Source organism: Paraburkholderia sp. Tr-20389 (genome assembly GCF_017104565.1).
Classification (GTDB): Bacteria; Pseudomonadota; Gammaproteobacteria; order Burkholderiales; family Burkholderiaceae; genus Paraburkholderia.
Genome location: NZ_JAAGPD010000057.1, coordinates 22,854 through 42,501, shown reverse-complemented (window position 1 = coordinate 42,501; position 19,648 = coordinate 22,854). Strand labels below are relative to the sequence as shown.

General features: G+C 63.4%; 18 protein-coding genes. 17 read left to right on the top strand and 1 reads right to left on the bottom strand.

Translation table 11 applies throughout. The features are described 5' to 3' along the window. Positions 1-10 precede the first annotated feature (10 nt). The 9 genes from G3N95_RS35440 to G3N95_RS35400 all read left to right on the top strand — a co-directional run bounded on the left by G3N95_RS35440 (position 11) and on the right by G3N95_RS35400 (position 8,184). Complete coding sequence (locus G3N95_RS35440) at positions 11-1,483, top strand: aldehyde dehydrogenase (RefSeq protein ID WP_205974741.1); 1,473 nt, start codon at positions 11-13, stop codon at positions 1,481-1,483. Positions 1,484-1,511: 28 nt separating this feature from the next. Then, positions 1,512-1,826 (top strand): NIPSNAP family protein, encoded by a 315-nt coding sequence (locus tag G3N95_RS35435; protein ID WP_205974740.1) that lies wholly within the window; start codon positions 1,512-1,514, stop codon positions 1,824-1,826. 75 nt (positions 1,827-1,901) lie between these two features. Next, complete coding sequence (locus tag G3N95_RS35430; protein ID WP_205974739.1) at positions 1,902-2,933, top strand: ABC transporter substrate-binding protein; 1,032 nt, start codon at positions 1,902-1,904, stop codon at positions 2,931-2,933. Positions 2,934-2,984: 51 nt separating this feature from the next. Beyond that, the gene (locus G3N95_RS35425) at positions 2,985-3,869 is read left to right on the top strand and encodes an ABC transporter permease (RefSeq protein ID WP_205974738.1); all 885 of its coding nucleotides are present in this window, start codon (positions 2,985-2,987) and stop codon (positions 3,867-3,869) included. Between the two features lie 89 nt (positions 3,870-3,958). Then, a complete protein-coding gene (locus G3N95_RS35420; protein WP_205974737.1) occupies positions 3,959-4,753 on the top strand; it encodes an ABC transporter permease in 795 nt (264 codons plus the stop codon). A gap of 14 nt (positions 4,754-4,767) precedes the next feature. Then, complete coding sequence (locus G3N95_RS35415; RefSeq protein WP_205974736.1) at positions 4,768-5,865, top strand: ABC transporter ATP-binding protein; 1,098 nt, start codon at positions 4,768-4,770, stop codon at positions 5,863-5,865. Between the two features lie 8 nt (positions 5,866-5,873). Further along, a complete protein-coding gene (locus G3N95_RS35410) occupies positions 5,874-6,569 on the top strand; it encodes a GntR family transcriptional regulator (RefSeq protein ID WP_205974735.1) in 696 nt (231 codons plus the stop codon). 139 nt (positions 6,570-6,708) lie between these two features. Next, positions 6,709-7,740, top strand: a complete 1,032-nt coding sequence (locus G3N95_RS35405) for a histone deacetylase family protein (protein WP_205974734.1) — start codon at positions 6,709-6,711, stop codon at positions 7,738-7,740. Positions 7,741-7,899: 159 nt separating this feature from the next. Continuing rightward, positions 7,900-8,184, top strand: coding sequence for a hypothetical protein (locus tag G3N95_RS35400; RefSeq protein WP_205974733.1), 285 nt, complete (start codon positions 7,900-7,902; stop codon positions 8,182-8,184). Between the two features lie 12 nt (positions 8,185-8,196). Here the strand turns inward: G3N95_RS35400 and G3N95_RS35395 are convergent, their stop codons facing one another. After that, a complete protein-coding gene (locus G3N95_RS35395) occupies positions 8,197-8,805 on the bottom strand; it encodes a CDP-alcohol phosphatidyltransferase family protein (protein WP_205974732.1) in 609 nt (202 codons plus the stop codon). Positions 8,806-9,096: 291 nt separating this feature from the next. Here G3N95_RS35395 and G3N95_RS35390 point away from each other — a divergent pair, with 291 nt between their 5' ends. The 8 genes from G3N95_RS35390 (at position 9,097) to G3N95_RS35355 (ending at position 19,607) form a co-directional block, all read left to right on the top strand. Continuing rightward, a complete protein-coding gene (locus G3N95_RS35390) occupies positions 9,097-12,327 on the top strand; it encodes an efflux RND transporter permease subunit (protein WP_205974731.1) in 3,231 nt (1,076 codons plus the stop codon). A 1-nt stretch (position 12,328) separates the two neighbouring features. Next, a complete protein-coding gene (locus G3N95_RS35385) occupies positions 12,329-13,567 on the top strand; it encodes an efflux RND transporter periplasmic adaptor subunit (protein ID WP_205974730.1) in 1,239 nt (412 codons plus the stop codon). Beyond that, positions 13,564-15,054: an efflux transporter outer membrane subunit gene (locus tag G3N95_RS35380; RefSeq protein ID WP_205974729.1), complete on the top strand. Its 1,491-nt coding sequence runs from the start codon at positions 13,564-13,566 to the stop codon at positions 15,052-15,054. The genes G3N95_RS35385 and G3N95_RS35380 overlap by 4 nt, the downstream gene beginning before the upstream one ends. A 77-nt stretch (positions 15,055-15,131) precedes the next feature. Further along, a complete protein-coding gene (locus tag G3N95_RS35375) occupies positions 15,132-15,818 on the top strand; it encodes a heavy metal response regulator transcription factor (protein ID WP_012405706.1) in 687 nt (228 codons plus the stop codon). Further along, positions 15,815-17,269, top strand: a complete 1,455-nt coding sequence (locus tag G3N95_RS35370; protein WP_205974728.1) for a heavy metal sensor histidine kinase — start codon at positions 15,815-15,817, stop codon at positions 17,267-17,269. The genes G3N95_RS35375 and G3N95_RS35370 overlap by 4 nt, the downstream gene beginning before the upstream one ends. Positions 17,270-17,400: 131 nt before the next feature. Continuing rightward, the gene (locus G3N95_RS35365) at positions 17,401-17,586 is read left to right on the top strand and encodes a hypothetical protein (RefSeq protein ID WP_205974727.1); all 186 of its coding nucleotides are present in this window, start codon (positions 17,401-17,403) and stop codon (positions 17,584-17,586) included. A gap of 135 nt (positions 17,587-17,721) precedes the next feature. Further along, positions 17,722-18,288, top strand: a complete 567-nt coding sequence (locus G3N95_RS35360) for a DUF3280 domain-containing protein (RefSeq protein WP_241019138.1) — start codon at positions 17,722-17,724, stop codon at positions 18,286-18,288. A 167-nt stretch (positions 18,289-18,455) separates the two neighbouring features. Then, the gene (locus G3N95_RS35355; protein ID WP_205974726.1) at positions 18,456-19,607 is read left to right on the top strand and encodes a cytochrome D1 domain-containing protein; all 1,152 of its coding nucleotides are present in this window, start codon (positions 18,456-18,458) and stop codon (positions 19,605-19,607) included. The last annotated feature ends 41 nt before the right edge of the window (positions 19,608-19,648 follow it).

The following is a 19,648-nucleotide window of genomic DNA, read 5'->3' as shown; positions in this document are numbered from 1 at the left end:
AGCGGCAAACATGGTTCAGCGGTTCCAGCAATACATCGACGGCGCCTTCGAAGATGCGCGCGAGCATTTCGACAGCATCGATCCGTCGACGGGCGACGTGTGGGCACAGATGCCCGCTGCGAGCGCGGAGGATGTCGATCGCGCGGTGCGCGCCGCGCATCGCGCATTGAGCGATCCGGCGTGGGCGAACCTGACGGCGAGCGCGCGCGGCAAGCTGCTGTACCGGCTCGCCGATCTCGTCGCGCAACATGCGCCGCGTCTGGCGGAACTCGAAACGCAGGACACGGGCAAGATCATTCGCGAGACGCGCAGCCAGATCGGCTATGTCGCCGAGTACTACCGCTATTACGCGGGTGTCGCCGACAAGATTCAGGGCGCGTGGCTGCCCGTCGACAAGCCCGACATGGAAGTGACGCTGCGGCGCGAGCCGGTCGGCGTGGTCGCGGGCATCGTGCCATGGAATTCGCAGCTGTTCCTGTCTGCCGTGAAGGTCGGCCCCGCACTGGCGGCGGGCTGCACGATCGTGTTGAAGGCATCCGAAGAAGGCCCTGCGCCCTTGCTCGAATTCGCACGTCTCGTGCACGAAGCAGGCTTTCCGAAGGGCGTGGTCAACATCGTGACCGGCTTCGGCAACGATTGCGGCCGCACGCTGACGAGCCACCCGCTCGTATCGAAGATCGCCTTTACCGGCGGCCCCGAAACGGCGCGGCATGTGGTGCGCAATTCGGCTGAGAACCTGGCTGCGATGTCGCTGGAACTGGGCGGCAAGTCACCCGTGCTCGTATTCGACGACGCCGATCTCGACAGCGCATCCAATGCGGTGATTGCAGGCATTTTCGCGGCGACGGGGCAAAGCTGTGTCGCGGGCTCGCGCCTGGTCGTGCAACGTGGCATCCGCGAGGCGCTGATCGAACGCCTCGTCGCGAAGGCGCAGAACATTCGCATCGGCAATCCGCAGGACATGGCGACCGAGATGGGCCCGCTCGCGACGCGCCGGCAACTCGAACACATCAGGCAGGTTTTAAGCGCGAGCATTGAAGCGGGCGGCCGCATCGTCACGGGTGGCAAGCAGCCCGAAGGCGTTGGCAAAGGCCACTACTTCCTGCCGACCATCGTCGACTGTCCGAACGCGCAGGTGCCGAGCGTGATGGAAGAACTGTTCGGGCCCGTGCTTAGCGTCGTTACGTTCGACACGGAGGCCGACGCGATCGCGCTCGCCAACGACACACGGTATGGCCTGGCATCGGGCGTGTTCACACGCGACCTGACGCGCGCGCATCGGCTCACGCGCGCGCTGCGCGCGGGCATCGTATGGGTCAACACGTATCGTGCGGTGTCGCCCATCGTGCCGTTCGGCGGCTATGGCATGAGCGGCCTTGGACGCGAAGGCGGGCTCGACGCCGTGCTCGATTACACGCGCACGAAATCGGTGTGGATCCGCACGTCGGACGAGCCGATTGCCGATCCGTTCGTGATGCGCTGATCCGCCAACCCTCGCACCGGGAGTCCGCATGTTCTACGAAATCCGCACGTACCGCATCAAGACGGGTGCCGTGCCTGCCTATCTGAAGCTCGTCGAGGAAGAGGGCATTGCGTTGCAGAAGCGGTATCTGGGTCAACTGATCGGCTACTTCGTTTCGGAGGTCGGTCCGTTGAATCAGATCGTGCACATTTGGGCCTATCCGAGCCTCGACGAACGCGAACGCCGACGCGCGGCGCTCGCCGAAGACCCGGCATGGCAGGCCTTTGCGCCGAAGATTCAGGCGCTGATGGAAGAGATGGAAAACAAGATCATGAAGCCGGCGCGGTTTTCGCCGCTTGCCTGAAACAGTGCGTTCGACGGGCCGCCGTACGCATCACATCACATCGCATCGATACGCAACACCTCCCTGGAGACTGACATGAGCAGCAGAAGCACCACGTATTTCGCGCCGCTGATCGCGCTTTGCGCGGCGACGCTTGCGGCAACGCCGGCGCTTGCCGCGGACCCGATCGTCTTCACGAGCTGGGGCGGCACCACGCAATCGTCGCAGCAGAAGAACTGGGCGCAGCCGTTCACGCAGGCGACGGGCATCAACGTGCTGATGGACGGTCCGACCGACTACGGCAAGCTCAAAGCGATGGTCGACAGCGGCAATGTGAACTGGGATGTCGTCGACGTCGAAGGCGATTTCGCGTATGCGGCGCAAAAGGCAGGGCTGATCGAGCCGATCGACTATTCGGTCGTGAAGAAGGATGAACTCGATCCGCGCTTTTCGACGCCCGATGCCGTCGGCAGCTTTTATTACTCGTTCGTGCTCGGCTACAACAAGTCGAAGTACACGGGCGCGCAGCCGCAAACGTGGGCCGATCTGTTCGACACGAAGAAATTCCCCGGCAAGCGCACCTTCTACAAATGGTCCGCGCCGGGCGTGCTGGAAATTGCGCTGCTCGCCGACGGCGTGGCGCCGGACAAGCTCTATCCGCTCGACCTCGATCGCGCGTTCAAGAAGCTCGACACGATCAAGGGCGATATCGTCTGGTGGAGCGGCGGCGCGCAATCGCAGCAGCTGCTGGCGTCGGGTGAAGCGCCCATCGGCATGTTCTGGAACGGACGTCTACATGCGCTCGAACAGACGGGCGTGCCCGTCGGCATTTCATGGAACCAGAACCTGACGGCAGCCGACATGCTCGTGATTCCGAAAGGCGCGAAGCACAAGGCAGAAGCGATGAAGTACCTCGCTGCCGCAACGAGCCCGCAGGCGCAGGCGAAGTTCGCAACCGACACGGGCTATGCGCCTATCAACGTGAAGTCGGCTTCGCTGATGTCGCCGGCGGTTGCGAAGACGCTGCCCGATCAGTACAAGACCTCGCAGATCAATCTCGACATGAAGTACTGGGCCGACAATCGCGACGCCATTGCCAAGCGCTGGTACGCGTGGCAGTCCAAGTAAGCGCGCAGTCCATGTGCGTCGCACAGTCATCGGAGTGGATGGGGATACACCATGCCTAATGTCCTGAGTACCGTTGCGCACCCGCCCGCGACGGACGCGCGCCGGCGGCGCGACTGGCGCAGCATTCGTCTGCTGGTGCCCGCGCTGCTGCTGCTCGTGATCTTCTTCCTGCTGCCTGTGCTGTCGTTGCTGTTGCGCAGCGTGCTGGAGCCGTCGCCGGGACTGCACAACTATGCGCAACTGGTCGGCTCGACGACTTACCTTCGCGTGTTCGGCAACACGTTTCTGGTGGCCACGGTCGTGACGCTGGTGACGCTCGCAATCGGCTTTCCGACCGCGTGGCTGCTCGCCATCGCGCCGCGCAAGCTGAGTTCGCTGCTGTTCGCGATCCTGCTGCTGTCGATGTGGACCAACCTGCTGGCGCGGACCTTCGCGTGGATGGTGCTGCTGCAACAGACGGGTCCCATCAACCGCATGCTGATGGCGCTCGGCATCATCAGCGAGCCGCTGACGCTCGTGAACAACCTGATCGGCGTGACGATCGGCATGACGTACATCATGCTGCCGTTTCTCGTGATGCCGCTGCACGCGACGCTTCGCAGCATCGACCCGTCGACGCTGCGGGCCGCCGCGATCTGCGGGGCGAGCCGCTGGCAGGCGTTCTGGCGCATTCTGGTGCCGCTCGCGATGCCGGGCATCGCGTCCGGTGCGCTGATGGTGTTCGTGATGGCGCTCGGTTATTTCGTGACCCCGGCTCTGCTCGGCGGCGCGCAATACATGATGCTCGCGGAACTGATCGCGCAGCTCGTGCAGCAATTGCTGAACTGGGGGCTCGCTGGCGCAGCCGCGTTCGTGCTGCTGGCCGTGACGCTCGCGCTGTACGCGTTGCAACTGCGCTTCACCGGCAGTGAGCGCGCAACCATGGGAGGGCGCTGAAATGAAACAACCCCCACGCTCACAACGTTCGCTGCCCCCCGAGGGGGCGTCAGCCTCCCTTGGGGCGGCCCGGCGGGAGGACTGACATCATGTTGCTCGATTTCGATCGTCTGGGCGCATTGCGCTGGGCCTTGCTGGCGATTGGCGCTGCCGTTGCGCTGTTCCTGTTGCTCCCGATCGTGTTCATCGTCGCGCTGTCGTTCGGCGACTCGCAGTGGCTGATCTTTCCGCCGCCGGGCTGGACGCTGGAGTGGTATCGCCAGTTGTTCACCGACGCCGGCTGGATCGACTCGCTGCTGACGAGCGTCAAGCTCGCGGTCATCGTGATGGTGCTGTCGGTGCTGATCGGTTTTCTCGCATCGCTCGCACTGGTGCGCGGCAGATTCCGCGGACGCAACGTGGTCAAGGCGTTCTTTCTCACGCCGATGGTGTTGCCCGTTGTCGTGCTGGCCGTCGCGTTGTATGCGTTCTTCCTGCGCATCGGCATGAACGGCACGATGACCGGCTTCGTGATCGGTCATCTGATCATCGCGCTGCCGTTCTCGATCATCTCGATCAGCAACTCGCTCGCGAGCTTCGACACGGCACTCGAAGATGCCGCGCTGATCTGCGGCGCGTCGCCCCTCGAAGTGAAGCTGCGCGTCACCTTGCCCGCGATCCGGCTCGGTCTCTTCGCTGCTGCGATCTTCGCGTTCCTCGCATCGTGGGACGAAGTCGTGGTGTCGATCTTCATGGCGAGTCCCACGCTGCAGACGCTGCCCGTGCGTATCTGGGCGACGCTGCGGCAAGACCTGACACCCGTCGTCGCAGCAGCCTCGTCGCTGCTCGTCGGCTTGACGACTGTTCTGATGTTGGCGGGCGCCGTGCTGCGCCGCGCGCGATAACCGAGGTGAACGACATGACTGCATTCCTGCAAATCCAGCGCCTGCGCAAGACTTACGACGACGTCGTCGCCATCGATAACGTTACGCTCGACGTGCGCAAGGGCGAGTTCATGACGTTTCTCGGGCCGTCGGGTTCGGGCAAGAGCACGACGCTCTATATCGTCGCGGGCTTTCAGGAGCCGAGCGAAGGGCGCGTGCTGCTCGACGGCAAGCCGCTGCTGTCCGTCGCGCCGAACAAGCGCAACATCGGCATGGTGTTTCAGCGCTACACGCTGTTTCCGCATCTGACGGTGGGCGAGAACGTCGCGTTTCCGTTGCGCGTGCGCCGCCGCCCCGACGCGGAAGTGAAGGCGAAAGTCGAGAAGATGCTGAAGCTCGTGCATCTGTCCGAGTGCCGCGACCGGATGCCCGCGCAACTGTCGGGCGGGCAGCAGCAGCGCGTGGCGATTGCGCGCGCGCTGGCCTACGATCCGCCTGTGCTGCTGATGGACGAGCCGTTGTCCGCGCTCGACAAGAAGCTGCGCGAGGAAATCCAGCTCGAATTGCGGCGTATCCATCAGGAGACGGGCGTCACGATTCTCTATGTGACGCACGATCAGGAAGAGGCGCTGCGTCTGTCGGATCGCATCGCCGTGTTCAACAAAGGGCGCATCGAGCAGGTCGGCACGGGCGAAGAGCTGTATTCGAACCCTGCGTCGCGCTTCGTCGCGAGCTTTATCGGCAATTCGAATTTCCTGCCGGTGCGCGTGACCGCGCATAGCGACGGCCGTATGAACGGCGTGTTTCCGAATGGTCACGAGGTGGCGTCGGGCAGCTTCAATCCGACGCTCACGGCAGGCGACGACGGTACGCTGATGATCCGGCCCGAGCAGATGCGGATTCATGCGTTGCACGATTCGACGAAGGGGAACGGTGCGAGCGGTTTGCCCGTGACGGTACGCGACATCACGTACCTCGGCGATGCAATGCATTACGCGGTCGCAACGCCGTGGCAGCAGGAGATCTCGATTCGCATGCCGGCGGGGCAACGCCATGACAGTGGGCTGTCGATCGGCACGCAGGCGCTCGTCGATTGGGATGCGCGCGACGTGCGCCTCTTTGCCCAGGCTTGAGCATTGCCATGAGTCACGCGCTGCCTTCACTCAAAGTTGAACGTCGCACGACGACGTTGCGCGAACTCGCGCTGGAGAAGATGCGCACTGCCATACTCGAAGCGCATTTTCATCCGGGCGAGCGGCTCGTCGAGCGTTCGCTGTGCGAGGAACTGGGCGTGAGCCGCACCGTGGTGCGTGAAGTGTTGCGGCATCTGGAAACGGAAGGCCTCGTCGATTCGATTCCGAACCAGGGGCCGATTGTCGCTTTGCTCGATTCGGATACGGCTGCCGAGATCTATGAAATCCGCGCGCTGCTGGAGGGCGATGCGGCGATGGCCTGTGCGTTGCATGCCGATGAAGCCGTGTTCGCAAATCTCGCCGATTGCATTGCGCGCATCCAGCAGGCGTTCGACATGCATGCGCATCAGACGGTGCGCGAACTGACGACCGCCTTCTACGAACAGATGTTTCATGGCGGCGGCAAGAAGGTTGCGTGGGAGATCGTGCAGACGCTGAATGCGCGCATCAACCGTCTGCGCGCAATGACCATCGCTTCCGACGATCGCGGCCGGCAGGCGGTGCAGGAAATGAACTGCATACTCGACGCGCTGCGTGCCCGCGACGGGCAGCGCGCGCGGGAAGCGGCCACGGCGCACGTGGCGCGTGTCGCGGATATCGCCGCGGCCTTGTTGCGGCAGACGGTTGGGGAGACGTCTGCCTAGGCGTGCGCGACATCATGGGCTATTGCGTGACGGCACTGCTGTTCTCCGGGCCTGATCTTCATCGCCGGGCTGTATCTGTTCTGACGCAACGCGGTTTTGCACCGGTAGACTGTGCGTACCTTCAACGGCGTACACGACCATGCAGACCATCTATAGCAGCGATCACCGCTTGCATCACGGCGTCGAACTCAAGGACGGCGCCATCACCGATTCCTTCGAAAAGCCCGCCCGCGCAGAGACCGTGCTGAAACAGGTCAACGCCGCGGGCCTCGGCGATGTCGTTACGCCGCACGCCTACGACAAGGCGTCATACGTCGGCGCGCATAGCGAACGCTACGTCGAATTTCTCGCCTCGGCATGGGACGCGTGGGCCGCAACGGGCCGCACCTGCCAGGCGCTGCCGCTCGTGTGGCCCATACGCGGCTTGCCGTCCACGGCGATGCCGCAATTTGTCGACGGCAAGCTCGGCTTCTTTTCGATGGATGCCGGTTCTCCCATCAATGCGGGAACATGGAGCGCAGTCAGTGCGAGCGCGAATTCGGCGCTCACGGGAATCGATCTGCTCGCGCGTGGCGAGAAGGCGGCCTTCGCGTTGTGCCGCCCGCCGGGACATCATGCCGGCCGTGAATACATGGGCGGCTACTGCTATTTGAACAATGCGGCCATCGCGGCGCAACGCTGCATCGAACAGGGTGCGAAGCGCGTCGCCGTGCTCGATGTCGATTTCCATCACGGCAACGGCACGCAGGATATTTTCTACGACCGCAAGGACGTGCTGTTCGTGTCGATCCACGGCGATCCCGGCGTGTCGTATCCCTACTTCTCCGGCTTTACCGATGAGCGCGGTATCGGCGAAGGCGAGGGCTTCAATCTGAACATGCCGCTGCCGAAGGGTACCGAGATGGAGAACTACGAACGGGCGCTGCGGCAAGCGTGCTCGTCAATCGCGAGCCATGCGCCTGACGCGTTGGTGGTGTCGCTAGGCGTCGATACATTCGAAGGCGACCCCATCAGTCATTTCCGCTTGCGTACGCCCGACTATCTGCGTATCGGCGAACTGCTGGCGGACCTGAACGTGCCGACGCTCTTCGTGATGGAAGGCGGCTATATGGTCGACGAGATCGGCGTCAATGCGGTCAACGTGCTGCTGGGTTTCGAAGGGCGGACCTAACGAATTTCGGGCGATCTGGCGAAACTGGCAGCTTCGTCATACTAATGCCAGCGTTGCGCCAGCGACGAGGCGTAGAGTGAAAGTGACGTTGCAGGTGTCGCGAGCCACCTGCAAGGTTCGCATTCGCTGCACAGTCTCTCGCGATCAAGGAGCCTCGAAATGAAGCAACTTCTTCTCAGTCTCGTGGTAACGGCAGGCGTGGCAGCCATGTCGGGCGCTTATGCTCAGGACACGCCCAACGACAGCCAGCCGATGGATCAGAGCCAGGCGCAATCGACGAATCCGGCAACGGATACGGGCCAGGGCGGCGTCAACTGGGGCAGCGCGGCCCAAGGTGCGCGCAACGACCCGGTGTCGCGGCAGGACGTACGTCAGCAATTGATCCAGTCCGAACGCGACGGGCAACTCGATCAACTGAATCACACGCTCTACAAGGGCAATTGATCCATTTGACTATCACGGTTTCGGAATGCGGATGCGGCTGATCATCAGCGATCCGGAGATTCCATACACCAGCGTCAATGGATGCAGTACATGACCTGCGATACGCCATTCGCCGAACCATAATTGCGGACCGAGAGCCCCTTGCCACGCGGCGATGGCGAGCAGCAGCACGAGAGCGAACGATGTCGGGATGGGCGTGCCTTCGAAGTGCGTGACTTTCCCCGTTCCGCCCGACATCGTCTCCGTCGTCACGTTATAGCGCGCAAGCCGCGACACGCCGCACGCGACGAAGTACGCAAGCAGAACGCGGTCATAAAGCCCGCGCATTCCACATCCATAGCCGATGATGGCCGGTGCAACGCCGAACGAGATCACATCCGCCAGCGAATCCAGTTCCTTGCCCAGCAGCGAAGCCTTCTGTCGCCAGCGCGCGATGCGTCCATCCAGCACGTCGAACACGAGCGCGGCAAACACGAGTGCACTGGCGAAATACACGTGCATCACTTCCTCGCTGCCGATGTAACTCATCATCGAAAACAGCGCGCCCGTGCCGCACACGGCATTGCCGAGCGTGAACCAGTCGGCGAGATGAAACTCGCGGATCATCGAAAAGCGCTTCATGTTGGCCTTTTTGTTCAGCGGTGACTCACCACTATAAATCTTACGGTCGATTACCGGACCTGCAAGACGCGTGCCTCGCAAAGTCCTTGTGGCATGGGATCGACGGCAGCCGCGCTGCGCATGGCGAAGATCCCGGCACATCGAATATGGCAAAACTGCCATTTTCGCGTCATCGGCTTGTTGGGGCTACCGAACTAGCATTTACACCAGGTCGCCGCGGACGCACAGCAAGAGACTGCCGCCGCCGCCTCATGTCACGCTCGCGCGCTTCTTCCGGATACCAACGCCTTTATGTGGATCGTCAATCTCGCATTGAAGCGGCCATACACGTTCATCGTGATGGCCATACTGATCGTGCTGGCGACGCCATTCGTGCTGTTCACCACGCCCGTCGACGTGCTGCCGGAAATCAACATTCCCGTCGTCAGCATCATCTGGAACTACACGGGTCTGTCCGCGCAGGACATGGCGAACCGCATGACGTCCGTCAACGAGCGCAGCCTGACGACGACGGTCAACGACATCGAGCACATCGAGTCGCAATCGCTCGCCGGCATCGCGATCATCAAGCTGTTCCTGCAGCCGAATGCGAACATCCAGACGGCCATCGCGCAGACCGTCGCCGTCGAGCAGGCGCAGCTCAAGCAGATGCCACCCGGAGCGACGCCGCCGCTCGTCATCAGCTATTCGGCGTCGAGCATTCCTGTCATTCAACTGGGTTTGTCGAGCCCGCGGCTTTCCGAGCAGGACCTGAACGATACGGCGCTCAACTTCCTGCGCCCGCAGCTCGTGACGATTCCGGGCGCAGCCGTGCCGTATCCGTATGGCGGCAAGAGCCGTCTGATTTCCGTCGATCTCGACACACGCGCGCTGCTCGCAAAGGGGCTCACACCGCTTGACGTCGTCAATGCCGTCAACGCGCAAAACCTGATCCTGCCGACGGGCACTGCAAAAATCGGCCCCAAGGAATACACGGTCAACATGAACGGCTCGCCGACGACGGTCGCGGGCCTGAACGACATCCCCGTGCGCACGGTGAACGGCGCAACGACCTATCTGCGCGAAGTGGCGCATGTGCGCGACGGCTTCTCTCCACAGACGAACATCGTGCGCGAGAACGGCCGGCGCGGCGTGCTGATTTCAATTCTGAAAACCGGCAGTGCATCGACGCTGTCGATCGTCAATACGCTGCGCGACCTTTTGCCGAATGCACAGGCCGCGCTGCCGCCCGATCTCAAGGTCACGCCGCTGTTCGATCAGTCGGTGTTCGTGAAGGCCGCGATTCGCGGCGTGGTCCGCGAGGCCGTGATCGCCGCCGCACTGACGGCCGCGATGATCCTGCTGTTTCTTGGCAACTGGCGCAGCACCTGCATCATCGCGATCTCGATTCCGCTCTCCATTCTGACTTCGCTGATCGCGCTGCATGCGCTCGGACAGACGATCAACATCATGACGCTGGGCGGCCTCGCGCTGGCGGTCGGAATTCTGGTCGACGACGCTACCGTCACGATCGAGAACATCGAACGGCATCTGCACATGGGCACGAATCTGCATGATGCGATTCTGGATGGCGCGGGCGAGATCGCGATTCCCGCGCTCGTGTCGACCCTCTGCATCTGTATCGTGTTCGTACCGATGTTCTTCCTGACGGGCGTGGCGCGTTATCTGTTCGTGCCGCTCGCGGAAGCCGTGGTGTTCGCGATGCTGGCTTCGTACGTGCTGTCGAGAACCCTCGTGCCGACGCTCGCGATGCTGCTGATGGGCCACGCGCACAAGCACGATCCGAACGCGCGGCCCAACCTGTTCGTGCGTCTGCATCGTCGTTTCGACCGCAGCTTCGAGACGATGCGCGCCGCGTACATCATGGTGCTCAGCAGTCTGCTGGTGCGGCGCCGGCTGTTCGGCACGCTGTTCCTCGGCTTTTGCGTGGTCTCTCTGGCGCTGACCGTCGTGTTGGGCGAAGACTTCTTTCCGCGCGTCGACGCGGGCCAGATACGCCTGCACATGCGGGCGCCGACGGGCACGCGCATCGAAGAAACGGCACGGCTCGCCGATCAGGTCGAGCGCGTGGTGCGCGAAGTGATTCCACGCGACGAACTGGGCACGGTGCTCGACAATCTCGGCTTGCCCTATAGCGGCATCAATCTCTCGTACAGTAACGCAGGGACGATCGGCACGCTCGACGGCGAAATCCAGCTCGCACTGAACGAAGACCACAAGCCGAGCCTCGACTATATCGACCGCTTGCGCGCGCTGTTGCCGCAGCGCTTCCCGGGCACCGAGTTCTTTTTTCAACCGGCCGACATCGTCACGCAGATTCTCAACTTCGGTTTGCCCGCTGCCGTCGATGTGCAGATCGTCGGCTCGAATCAGGAGGGGAATCTGGAGATCGCGAGAAAACTGCTCAAAGAGGTCCGCACGATTCCCGGCGCCGTCGACTCGCATATCCAGCAGAAACTCGACGAGCCCGTGATCAATCTGCAGATGGACCGCACGCGTTTGCAGCAGCTCAATCTGAATGCGAACAACGTCGCGCAAAACGTGCTGATTTCGCTGTCGGGCAGTTCGCAGACCTCACCGGGTTTCTGGTTCAACCCGCGCAATGGCGTCGAGTACAACCTCGCGGTGCAGACGCCGCAATATCAGATTTCGTCGGTGGATCAGTTGTTGCGCACGCCGGTGTCGGCATCGTCGACGGGACCGACACAACTGCTCGGCAATCTCGTGCAAGTGTCGTCGCAGAACCAGTTCGCGATGGTCACGCACTACAACATCCGCCCCGTGATCGATGTGTTCGTCAGCGTCGAGGGACGCGATCTCGGCAGCGTCGACCGGCAGATCGAAAAGCTCGTCGATCAGGCGCGTGCGAGTTTGCCGCGTGGCAGCCAGATCGCGATTCGCGGCCAGGTACAGACGATGCGCACGTCGTACTTCGGACTCGGCATCGGCGTCGCCATGGCGATCGTGCTCGTGTATCTGCTGATCGTCGTGAACTTCCAGTCGGGGATCGATCCGCTCATCATCGTGAGCGCGTTGCCGGCTGCATTGGCGGGCATCGTGTGGATGCTGTTCCTGACGGGCACGCATCTGAGCGTGCCTGCGCTGACGGGCGCGATCATGACGATGGGCGTCGCCACGGCGAACAGCATTCTGATGGTCTCGTTCGCGCGTCAACGTCTGACGGCGGGCGCGCCGCCGCTCACGGCCGCGCTCGAAGCCGGCGCAAGCCGCATCCGGCCCGTGTTGATGACCGCGTTCGCCATGATCATCGGCATGGTGCCGATGGCGCTCGGCCTGGGCGAAGGCGCCGAACAGAATGCGCCGCTCGGCCGCGCGGTGATCGGCGGCCTGTTGTTCGCGACGGTATCGACGCTCTTCTTCGTGCCGTTGCTGTTCGCAGGCATCCATAGCCGGCTCGCGCATCGCAAGGCACGACGCGAGCACGACGAACCGCACGGCGCCACCCATCCACGCAACGACCGTGACGACGCACACGGACACAGCCCGAACACGGACGATTGAGATGACTGAAAAGACTCACTCTTCGCTAGCGATTCCCGCGCGTGAAACCCAGGATGGGCACGCGTTGCCGCCGCGCCATCGCGAGTGGCGCCGCGCGAAGATCGCGATCGTGATCGTGCTGCTTCTGCTCGCGATAGGCGCGTTGCGCACCGTGATCGCGAACATCGTGCAGGACCGTTCAGTCGCGCAGATGACGCAGCAAAACGCGCGGCAATACGTCGACGTCGTGACGCCCACGCAAGCGGATGGTGCGAGCGGCGTGACGGTGTTGCCGGGGACGTTGCGCGGCTATGTCGAATCGCCGATCTACGCGCGCGCGACGGGTTATCTGCTGCGCTGGTATGCCGACATCGGCGCACGCGTAAAAGAAGGCCAATTGCTCGCCGAACTGGATACACCGGAGATCGATCAGGAACTCGCGCAGGCGGTTGCGCAACGCGACCAGATCCAGTCGAGCCTCGGGCTCGCGAAGAGTTCGTATGAACGCTGGCAGCAACTGCGTCAGCGCGACGCCGTCTCGCAACAGGAACTCGACGAACGGCAAAGCACCTACTCGCAGGACGTCGCCAATCTCGCCGCCGCCGAGGCCAACGTGAAGCGCTTGCGCCAACTGGAAAGCTTCAAGCGCATCGTCGCGCCGTTCGCAGGCGTGGTAACGCAGCGCAATGTGGACGTGGGCGATCTGATCGATGCGGGCAGCGGCACGAGCCGGGCACTCTTCGCACTCGCGCAGTCGGACCCGTTGCGCGTGTATGTGCAATTGCCGCAAGCCTATGCGCAGAACATCAAGGTCGGTGAAGACGTGGTCGTCACGCAGGCGGAGTTGCCGGGCCAGCAGTTTCACGGGCGCATTGCGAACATTTCGGGTGCGATCGATGTGCCCACGCGGTCGTTGCAAGTGGAAGTGACGCTGCACAATCCGGACGGCAAGCTGAGGCCCGGCGCCTACGTGCAGGTCGCATTGCCGTCGGGCGCACGCGCGCAACTGTCGGTGCCCGGCAACGCGCTGCTGTTCCGTGCGGAAGGGCCGAGGCTTGCAGTCGTCGATAACGACGGCGTCGTGCATCTGCGCAAGGTGGCGATTGCGCAGGATCTCGGGCAGACGCTCGAAATCGAAAGCGGCATCGAGCCGAACGACCGCGTGATCATCAACCCGAGCGATTCGATCGAAGACGGCGACCATGTCGAAGTGACGCAGCCGCATTCGCAATCGCAGGCCAAGGGCAAGGCGGCGTCGTGAACACGCTCATCCATGCCGCACGACTCCGCACATACGGCACGCTCGCTCTGGCGGCGGCGCTGTGCGGGTGCACGGTCGGCCCCGATTACAAGACGCCGCTGACGGACGCGCCGCCTGCGTGGCATACGGATTCGTACTGGCGTCTCGCGCAGCCCTCGCATGCGCCGCTCGCGCCCGACTGGTGGAAGGCGTTCGGCGACGCCACGCTCGATCGCCTCGAAACGCAGGCGCTCGCGCAAAACCAGACACTCGTCGCCGCCAGCGCGCACTACGCGCAGGCGCGCGCGACGCTCGCCAACACACGCGCGCAACTGATTCCCGAAGTCGATCTGTCGGCATCGGCGGCGCGCGAACGGGTCTCGAAGAACCGGCCCGTGACGAACTACGCGGTGCCGAACCAGTCGACGGTGCAGAACAATCTTCAGATCGGCCCGACGATCAACTACGACGTCGATCTGTTCGGCCGCATCCGGCGCGATGTGGAAGGCGCGCAGGCATCGGCGGAACAGTCGCGCGACGATCTCGCGAATGCGCGGCTCGTGCTGACCACGGACCTCGCCACCGACTACTTCTCGATGCGCGAACTCGATGCCGAGATCGACGTGCTGAACCGCTCGGTGCAACTGCAACAGAAAGCGCTCGACTATGTGACGACGGAACACGATCTCGGCTCTGTTTCAGGGCTCGACGTGTTGCAGCAGAAGTCGCTGCTCGATCAGACGCGCGTGCAGGCGCAGCTTCTCGTCACGCAGCGGGAACAGTTCGAACATGCAATCGCGGCGCTCGTCGCCGTGCCCGCGCCGCAGTTTTCGATCGAATCGCAAGTGGTCGGGTATCCCGTGCCCGCGATACCCCTCGGTTTGCCGAGCGATCTGTTGCAGCGGCGGCCGGACATCGCGTCGGCGGAACGCGTGATGGCGTCGGCGAATGCGCAGATCGGCGTCGCCAAGGCAGCGTTCTTTCCGAGCCTGACGTTGACGCCGGGCATCGGCTGGCAGAGCACGGAGTTCGCGAATCTGCTCAGTGCGCCGAGCCTGATGTGGTCGCTCGGCGCCGCGCTCGGTCAGGTCGTGTTCGACGGCGGCCGCCGCGCCGCCAATGTCGATTTCGCCAACCAGGGTTATCAGGCCGCGCAGGCCAACTACCGGCAGGCTGTGCTGACGGCGTTCCAGCAGGTGCAGGACGGGATCACGGGGCTTTCCGTCCTCGACCGCGCCGCTTCGCAGTCGCACGATGCCGTCGCCGATGCGCAGCGGCTGCTGTCGCTCGCCAACGATCGCTATTCGGGCGGACTGGTCGCGTATCTCGACGTGATCACCGCGCAGCAATCGCTGCTGACGAGCGAGCGCCAGGACGTGCAGATTCACGGTCAGCAGATGACGACTTCGGTCGCGCTCGTGAAGGCATTGGGCGGCGGATGGGATGTGCAGGAAGCGGGCGCCGGGAGCAACACGGTCAAGGAAGCCGCAAAGGAAGCACCGAACTGAAAACCGACTGTAAAGGACGGGCTGAACACGTTTGAAAAGCCTACTTATAATGAGGAAGACAATACAAAGGAGCGCGCATGAAGCTGCTCATCGTGGAGGATGAATTCAAGGTCGTCGACTATCTGCGCCGTGGCCTGACGGAGCAGGGCTGGGTGGTCGACGTCGCGCTCGACGGCGAAGAGGGTCTGCATCTCGCGTCCGAGTTCGACTACGACATCATCGTGCTCGATGTGATGCTGCCCAAGCGCGACGGCCTCAGCGTGCTCAAGGCGCTGCGCATGCGCAAGTCGACGCCCGTCATCATGCTCACCGCGCGCGATCACGTGAACGACCGCGTACGGGGCTTGCGCGAAGGCGCCGACGACTACCTGACCAAGCCGTTCTCGTTCCTCGAACTGGTGGAGCGTCTGCATGCGCTCGCAAGGCGCACGCGCGTGCAGGAATCGACGCTGATCTGCGTCGGCGATCTGTATGTCGATCTGATCGGAAGACGTGCGACGCGCGGCGGCGTGCGGCTCGATCTGACCGCGAAAGAGTTCCAGTTGCTGAGTGTGCTCGCGCGCCGGCAGGGCGATATCCTGTCGAAGGCGATGATCACGGAACTGGTGTGGGATGTGAACTTCGACAGCCATACGAACGTCGTCGAGACGGCGATCAAGCGGCTGCGCGCGAAGCTCGACGGGCCGTTTCCGACCAAGCTGCTGCACACGATGCGCGGCATGGGCTACGTGCTCGAAGTCAGAGAGGAAGCGGAGGCAACATGATTCGCTCGACCCGTTCCATTGCGCGGCGCCTCGCGTTGCTGTTCGCGCTCGTCGCACTGTCCGTCTTTACGCTGGTGGACACGGGGCTGTTCCTCGTGCTGCGCTCGCAACTCGAACAGCGTTTGCGCGATTCACTGGATAGCCGCACGGAAGTGGCGCGGATCATCGTGCATCACGCGATCAATCGCGACAAGTGGCGCATCGCGCAGGAAAAGCTCGGTGACATGACGCCGCGCGACGGCACCAGTCTCTATTCGATTTCGAGCACGACCCCGCTCTTCAATTACGGACACCCCGTGACGGGCACGATCGCCGAGCAATGGCGCGGCGACTATGCGCGCGTCACGGACAACGGCACCGGCCACGATCTGCTCACGCGCACGCTCACCATTCCGCCGAACGGCGAGCGGCCGCAGGTGCAGTTGCAGGTCGCGACCAGTTACGCGCCGACCGAGCAGGCGTTGCGCGAATTCGGTCTCGCGTTGGCCGCGTTGTCGGCGCTCGGTGCGTTCGGCGCGTCGCTGCTGAGCTACTGGGTCACGCGCATCGGTCTTGCGCCGTTGCGCCGGTTGACGGTCGATGCATCCGAGGTGAGCGCCGACAATCGCTCGCAGCGGCTGCGCACAACCGAGCTGCCGTTCGAACTGAACGACCTTGCGCATTCGTTCAACGGCGCGCTCGAGCGGCTCGATCAGGCCTATGTTCGTCTCGAGTCGTTCAATGCCGATGTCGCGCACGAATTGCGCACGCCCGTCACGATCCTGATCGGGCAGACGCAGGTCGCGTTGACGCGCAATCGCTCGGTCGACGATCTGCGCCGCACGCTGCAATCGAATCTCGAAGAGTTCGAGCGCATGCGCGGCATCATCAACGACATGCTGTTTCTCGCGCGCGCGGACCAGGGCGAACGCGCGACGGAACTGGTCGAAGTGTCGCTCGCGACGGAAGTGGCGCGCACCGTCGAGTTCCTCGAAATGCCGATGGAAGAGGCGCACGTGCAGGCGGAATTGCATGGCGACGCCGCTGCTCGCGTCAACCGCTCGCTGTTCGGCCGGGCGTGCGCGAATCTGCTGATCAACGCGATTCACCACTGCACGCCGGGCGCTGCGATCAAGGTGACGATTTCGCGCGAGGGGGGGCGCGTCTGGGTCGCCGTCGCGAATCCCGGTGCGCCTATCGTGGGCGAGGTGCTCGACCACGTGTTCGACCGCTTTTATCGCGCGGAACTGTCGCGTACGAACAGCCGCGAGAATCACGGGCTCGGGCTTGCGATCGTCAAGGCGGTCGCCGAGATGCACGGCGGCGTGGTATTCGCGCGCAGTCTCGGCGGCGTGAATACATTCGGGTTTTCGATCAGAAGCGCGGACACCTCGCGCGCGGCGAAAGCCGATCTGGCCTCGAAGGAGCCGCCGTTGGCGTCGCGGCCCGTCGTTCCGGCGCCGCTGAAATAGCCTTGGGCGGCGTGGCCGCCGAAAGAGGTAAATTGATCCGAACCTTGGCCTCTATTCATTGGAATGGCGGTCATTTTGACGGGATACGCTGATGTTGACGCGATAGGCGCGTACCCGGCAAGGAGGTTCAGGTGGATCTGATCGAAATGGCGAAGAAGTCCGGCATGCAGGTGTTGCTCGACGCGCAGATCGGCAGTCAGATGTATCACAGCGTCTGCGGGCCGCTTTCTTCGCTGCAGCGTTTCGCCGACGAAGTCGGCAAGGCGCTCGCCGCCGAAGCCGCTGCGCAGATCGCCGACCCCGCTATCGAAGCGTAAGCTTCGCTGCACGTAGCACGCACGCTGCTTACACGGCAACGTTCGGGCCCGTAATCTGCTTCACGATGGTCGCGAAGGCTGGCGCATCGATTGCGCTCGCCCTACGCGCCAATCGATCGTGGAGGGCCTGCTGCGTTGACCGTCTGCCGAACCCGCTACAGCCCCACACTGCGGCGAGCGCGCACGCTGTTCAGTCTGCTCGCTGCCGGCGCCGCACTGTGTACCGTTTCGGTGACAGTCGCGGCTGCGCCGCCCGCCATCGCGTTGCTGGACTGCGTCGTACTCGACGACAACGCGGCCTATAACGATCCCTCCGTCACCCAGTCGCAGCAGGCGCGCGCCACGATGGCGAGTGCGCAGCTCCGCACGCTCGTCGATCAGCGCGGCCTGTACAAGGTCGCGGACAATCGTCCGGCGGCCACCCTCATCGACCAGTTCAAATCAACCCAGGACCTGAGCGCCTGCAATGGCTGCGAACTGCAGGTCGCTCGCCGGCTCGGCACGCAGCGCGTCGGCGTGTGCTGGGTGCAGAAGATCAGCAACCTGATCCTCAACATCAATTTGCGCATCGAAGACACGGCGAGCGGGCAGGTTGTGTTCCAGCGTTCCGTCGATATTCGGGGCAACACCGACCGGTCGTGGCAGCGCGGTGTCGATGCGCTCGTCGGGCTGCTCGCGTCCGAACCGGACACCGCGCATTGAGCGGCGCGCGTTCGTCGATTTCGGGAAAAACTCCCGGGCTTGCACGCTGTCATCCGGGCGCGCGATGCGCTAACTTGAGCCTGGGTGAATTCGCCCTTGCGGCACAACGAACATGGTCCGCGCAATTCGACGCGGGCCCATCGAACAACACTCCGCAGGAGACATCGATGCATTGCACTATCGGACATACTCGCAGACTCACACGCGTGGCGGCCTCCGTCGCGCTCGCCGTTCTTCTCGGAGCGGGTGCAGGCGCGGCGTCGGCGGCCGCCGTCGCGTACGTGACGAGCGAGACGAACGGCGTCGGCGTGATCGACCTCGACCAGATGACGCTCACGAAGACGATCGACCTGGGCAAGGACGGTCCGCGCGGCCTGAGCCTGACGGCGGACGGCCACAGGCTGCTGGTCGCGAACAAGTCCGGCGACCTCTCGGTGATCGACACGTCGACGGACAAAGTGGTCGCGCGCGTGAAGATTGGCAAAAACCCTGAGTTCGTGCGCGTGCGTCACGGCTTCGCGTATGTCACGTACGAGCCTGGCGAAAGCGGCCCGCCGCCGCAGGCTGCGAATCAGGATGCGGGCAAAGCCGAAGGCAAGCCCGAGGGCAAACCTGAAACGGAAGCCGCGGGCGGCAAGGGCGGCAAGGGTGGGCACGACGACGATGACGATGCGAACAGCCCGCCGGCCGAAGTCGCCATCGTCGATCTGAAGACGATGAAAGTGGTGCGCTCCGTGAAAAGCGGGCATGAAACGGAAGGCGTCGAGTTTTCGCCGGACGGTCGCGAACTGCTCGTGACGAACGAAGGCGACGATACCGTTTCCGTGTATCACACGGGCACGGGTAAGCCGGTGCGTACCCTGAAGCTGGACAAGGGTTCGCGGCCGCGCGGCATCAAGGCGTCGCCGGACGGCAAGCAATACGTGGTGACGCTGGAGAACACCAACAAATTCGTCGTGCTCGATGCAGGCACGCTCAAGCCGGTAAAGACGGTCGACACGAAGATGGGACCGTACGGCGTCGCATTCGATCCGTCGGGCAAGCATCTGCTGGTCGCCGCCGCGCGCGACAAGACCTTGCAGGTGTTCGATGCGAAGACCTACGAGCATGTGGCCGATGCGCCCGTCGGTCAGCGCTGCTGGCATTTCAGCTTCACGCCCGATGGCTCGAAGGTGCTGATGGCGTGCGGCCGCTCGAATGCCGTCTTCGTGCTGGACGCGAAGAACAACTATCAGACGGTCAGCCAGATTGGCGATTTGCCGCTGGCGTGGGGCATCGTGACGTCGCCGCCGAGTCAGGGGTCGATCGAATCGCGCTAGGCGTCATGCATCGACTGCGACGGCCGGATGCATAAACGGCC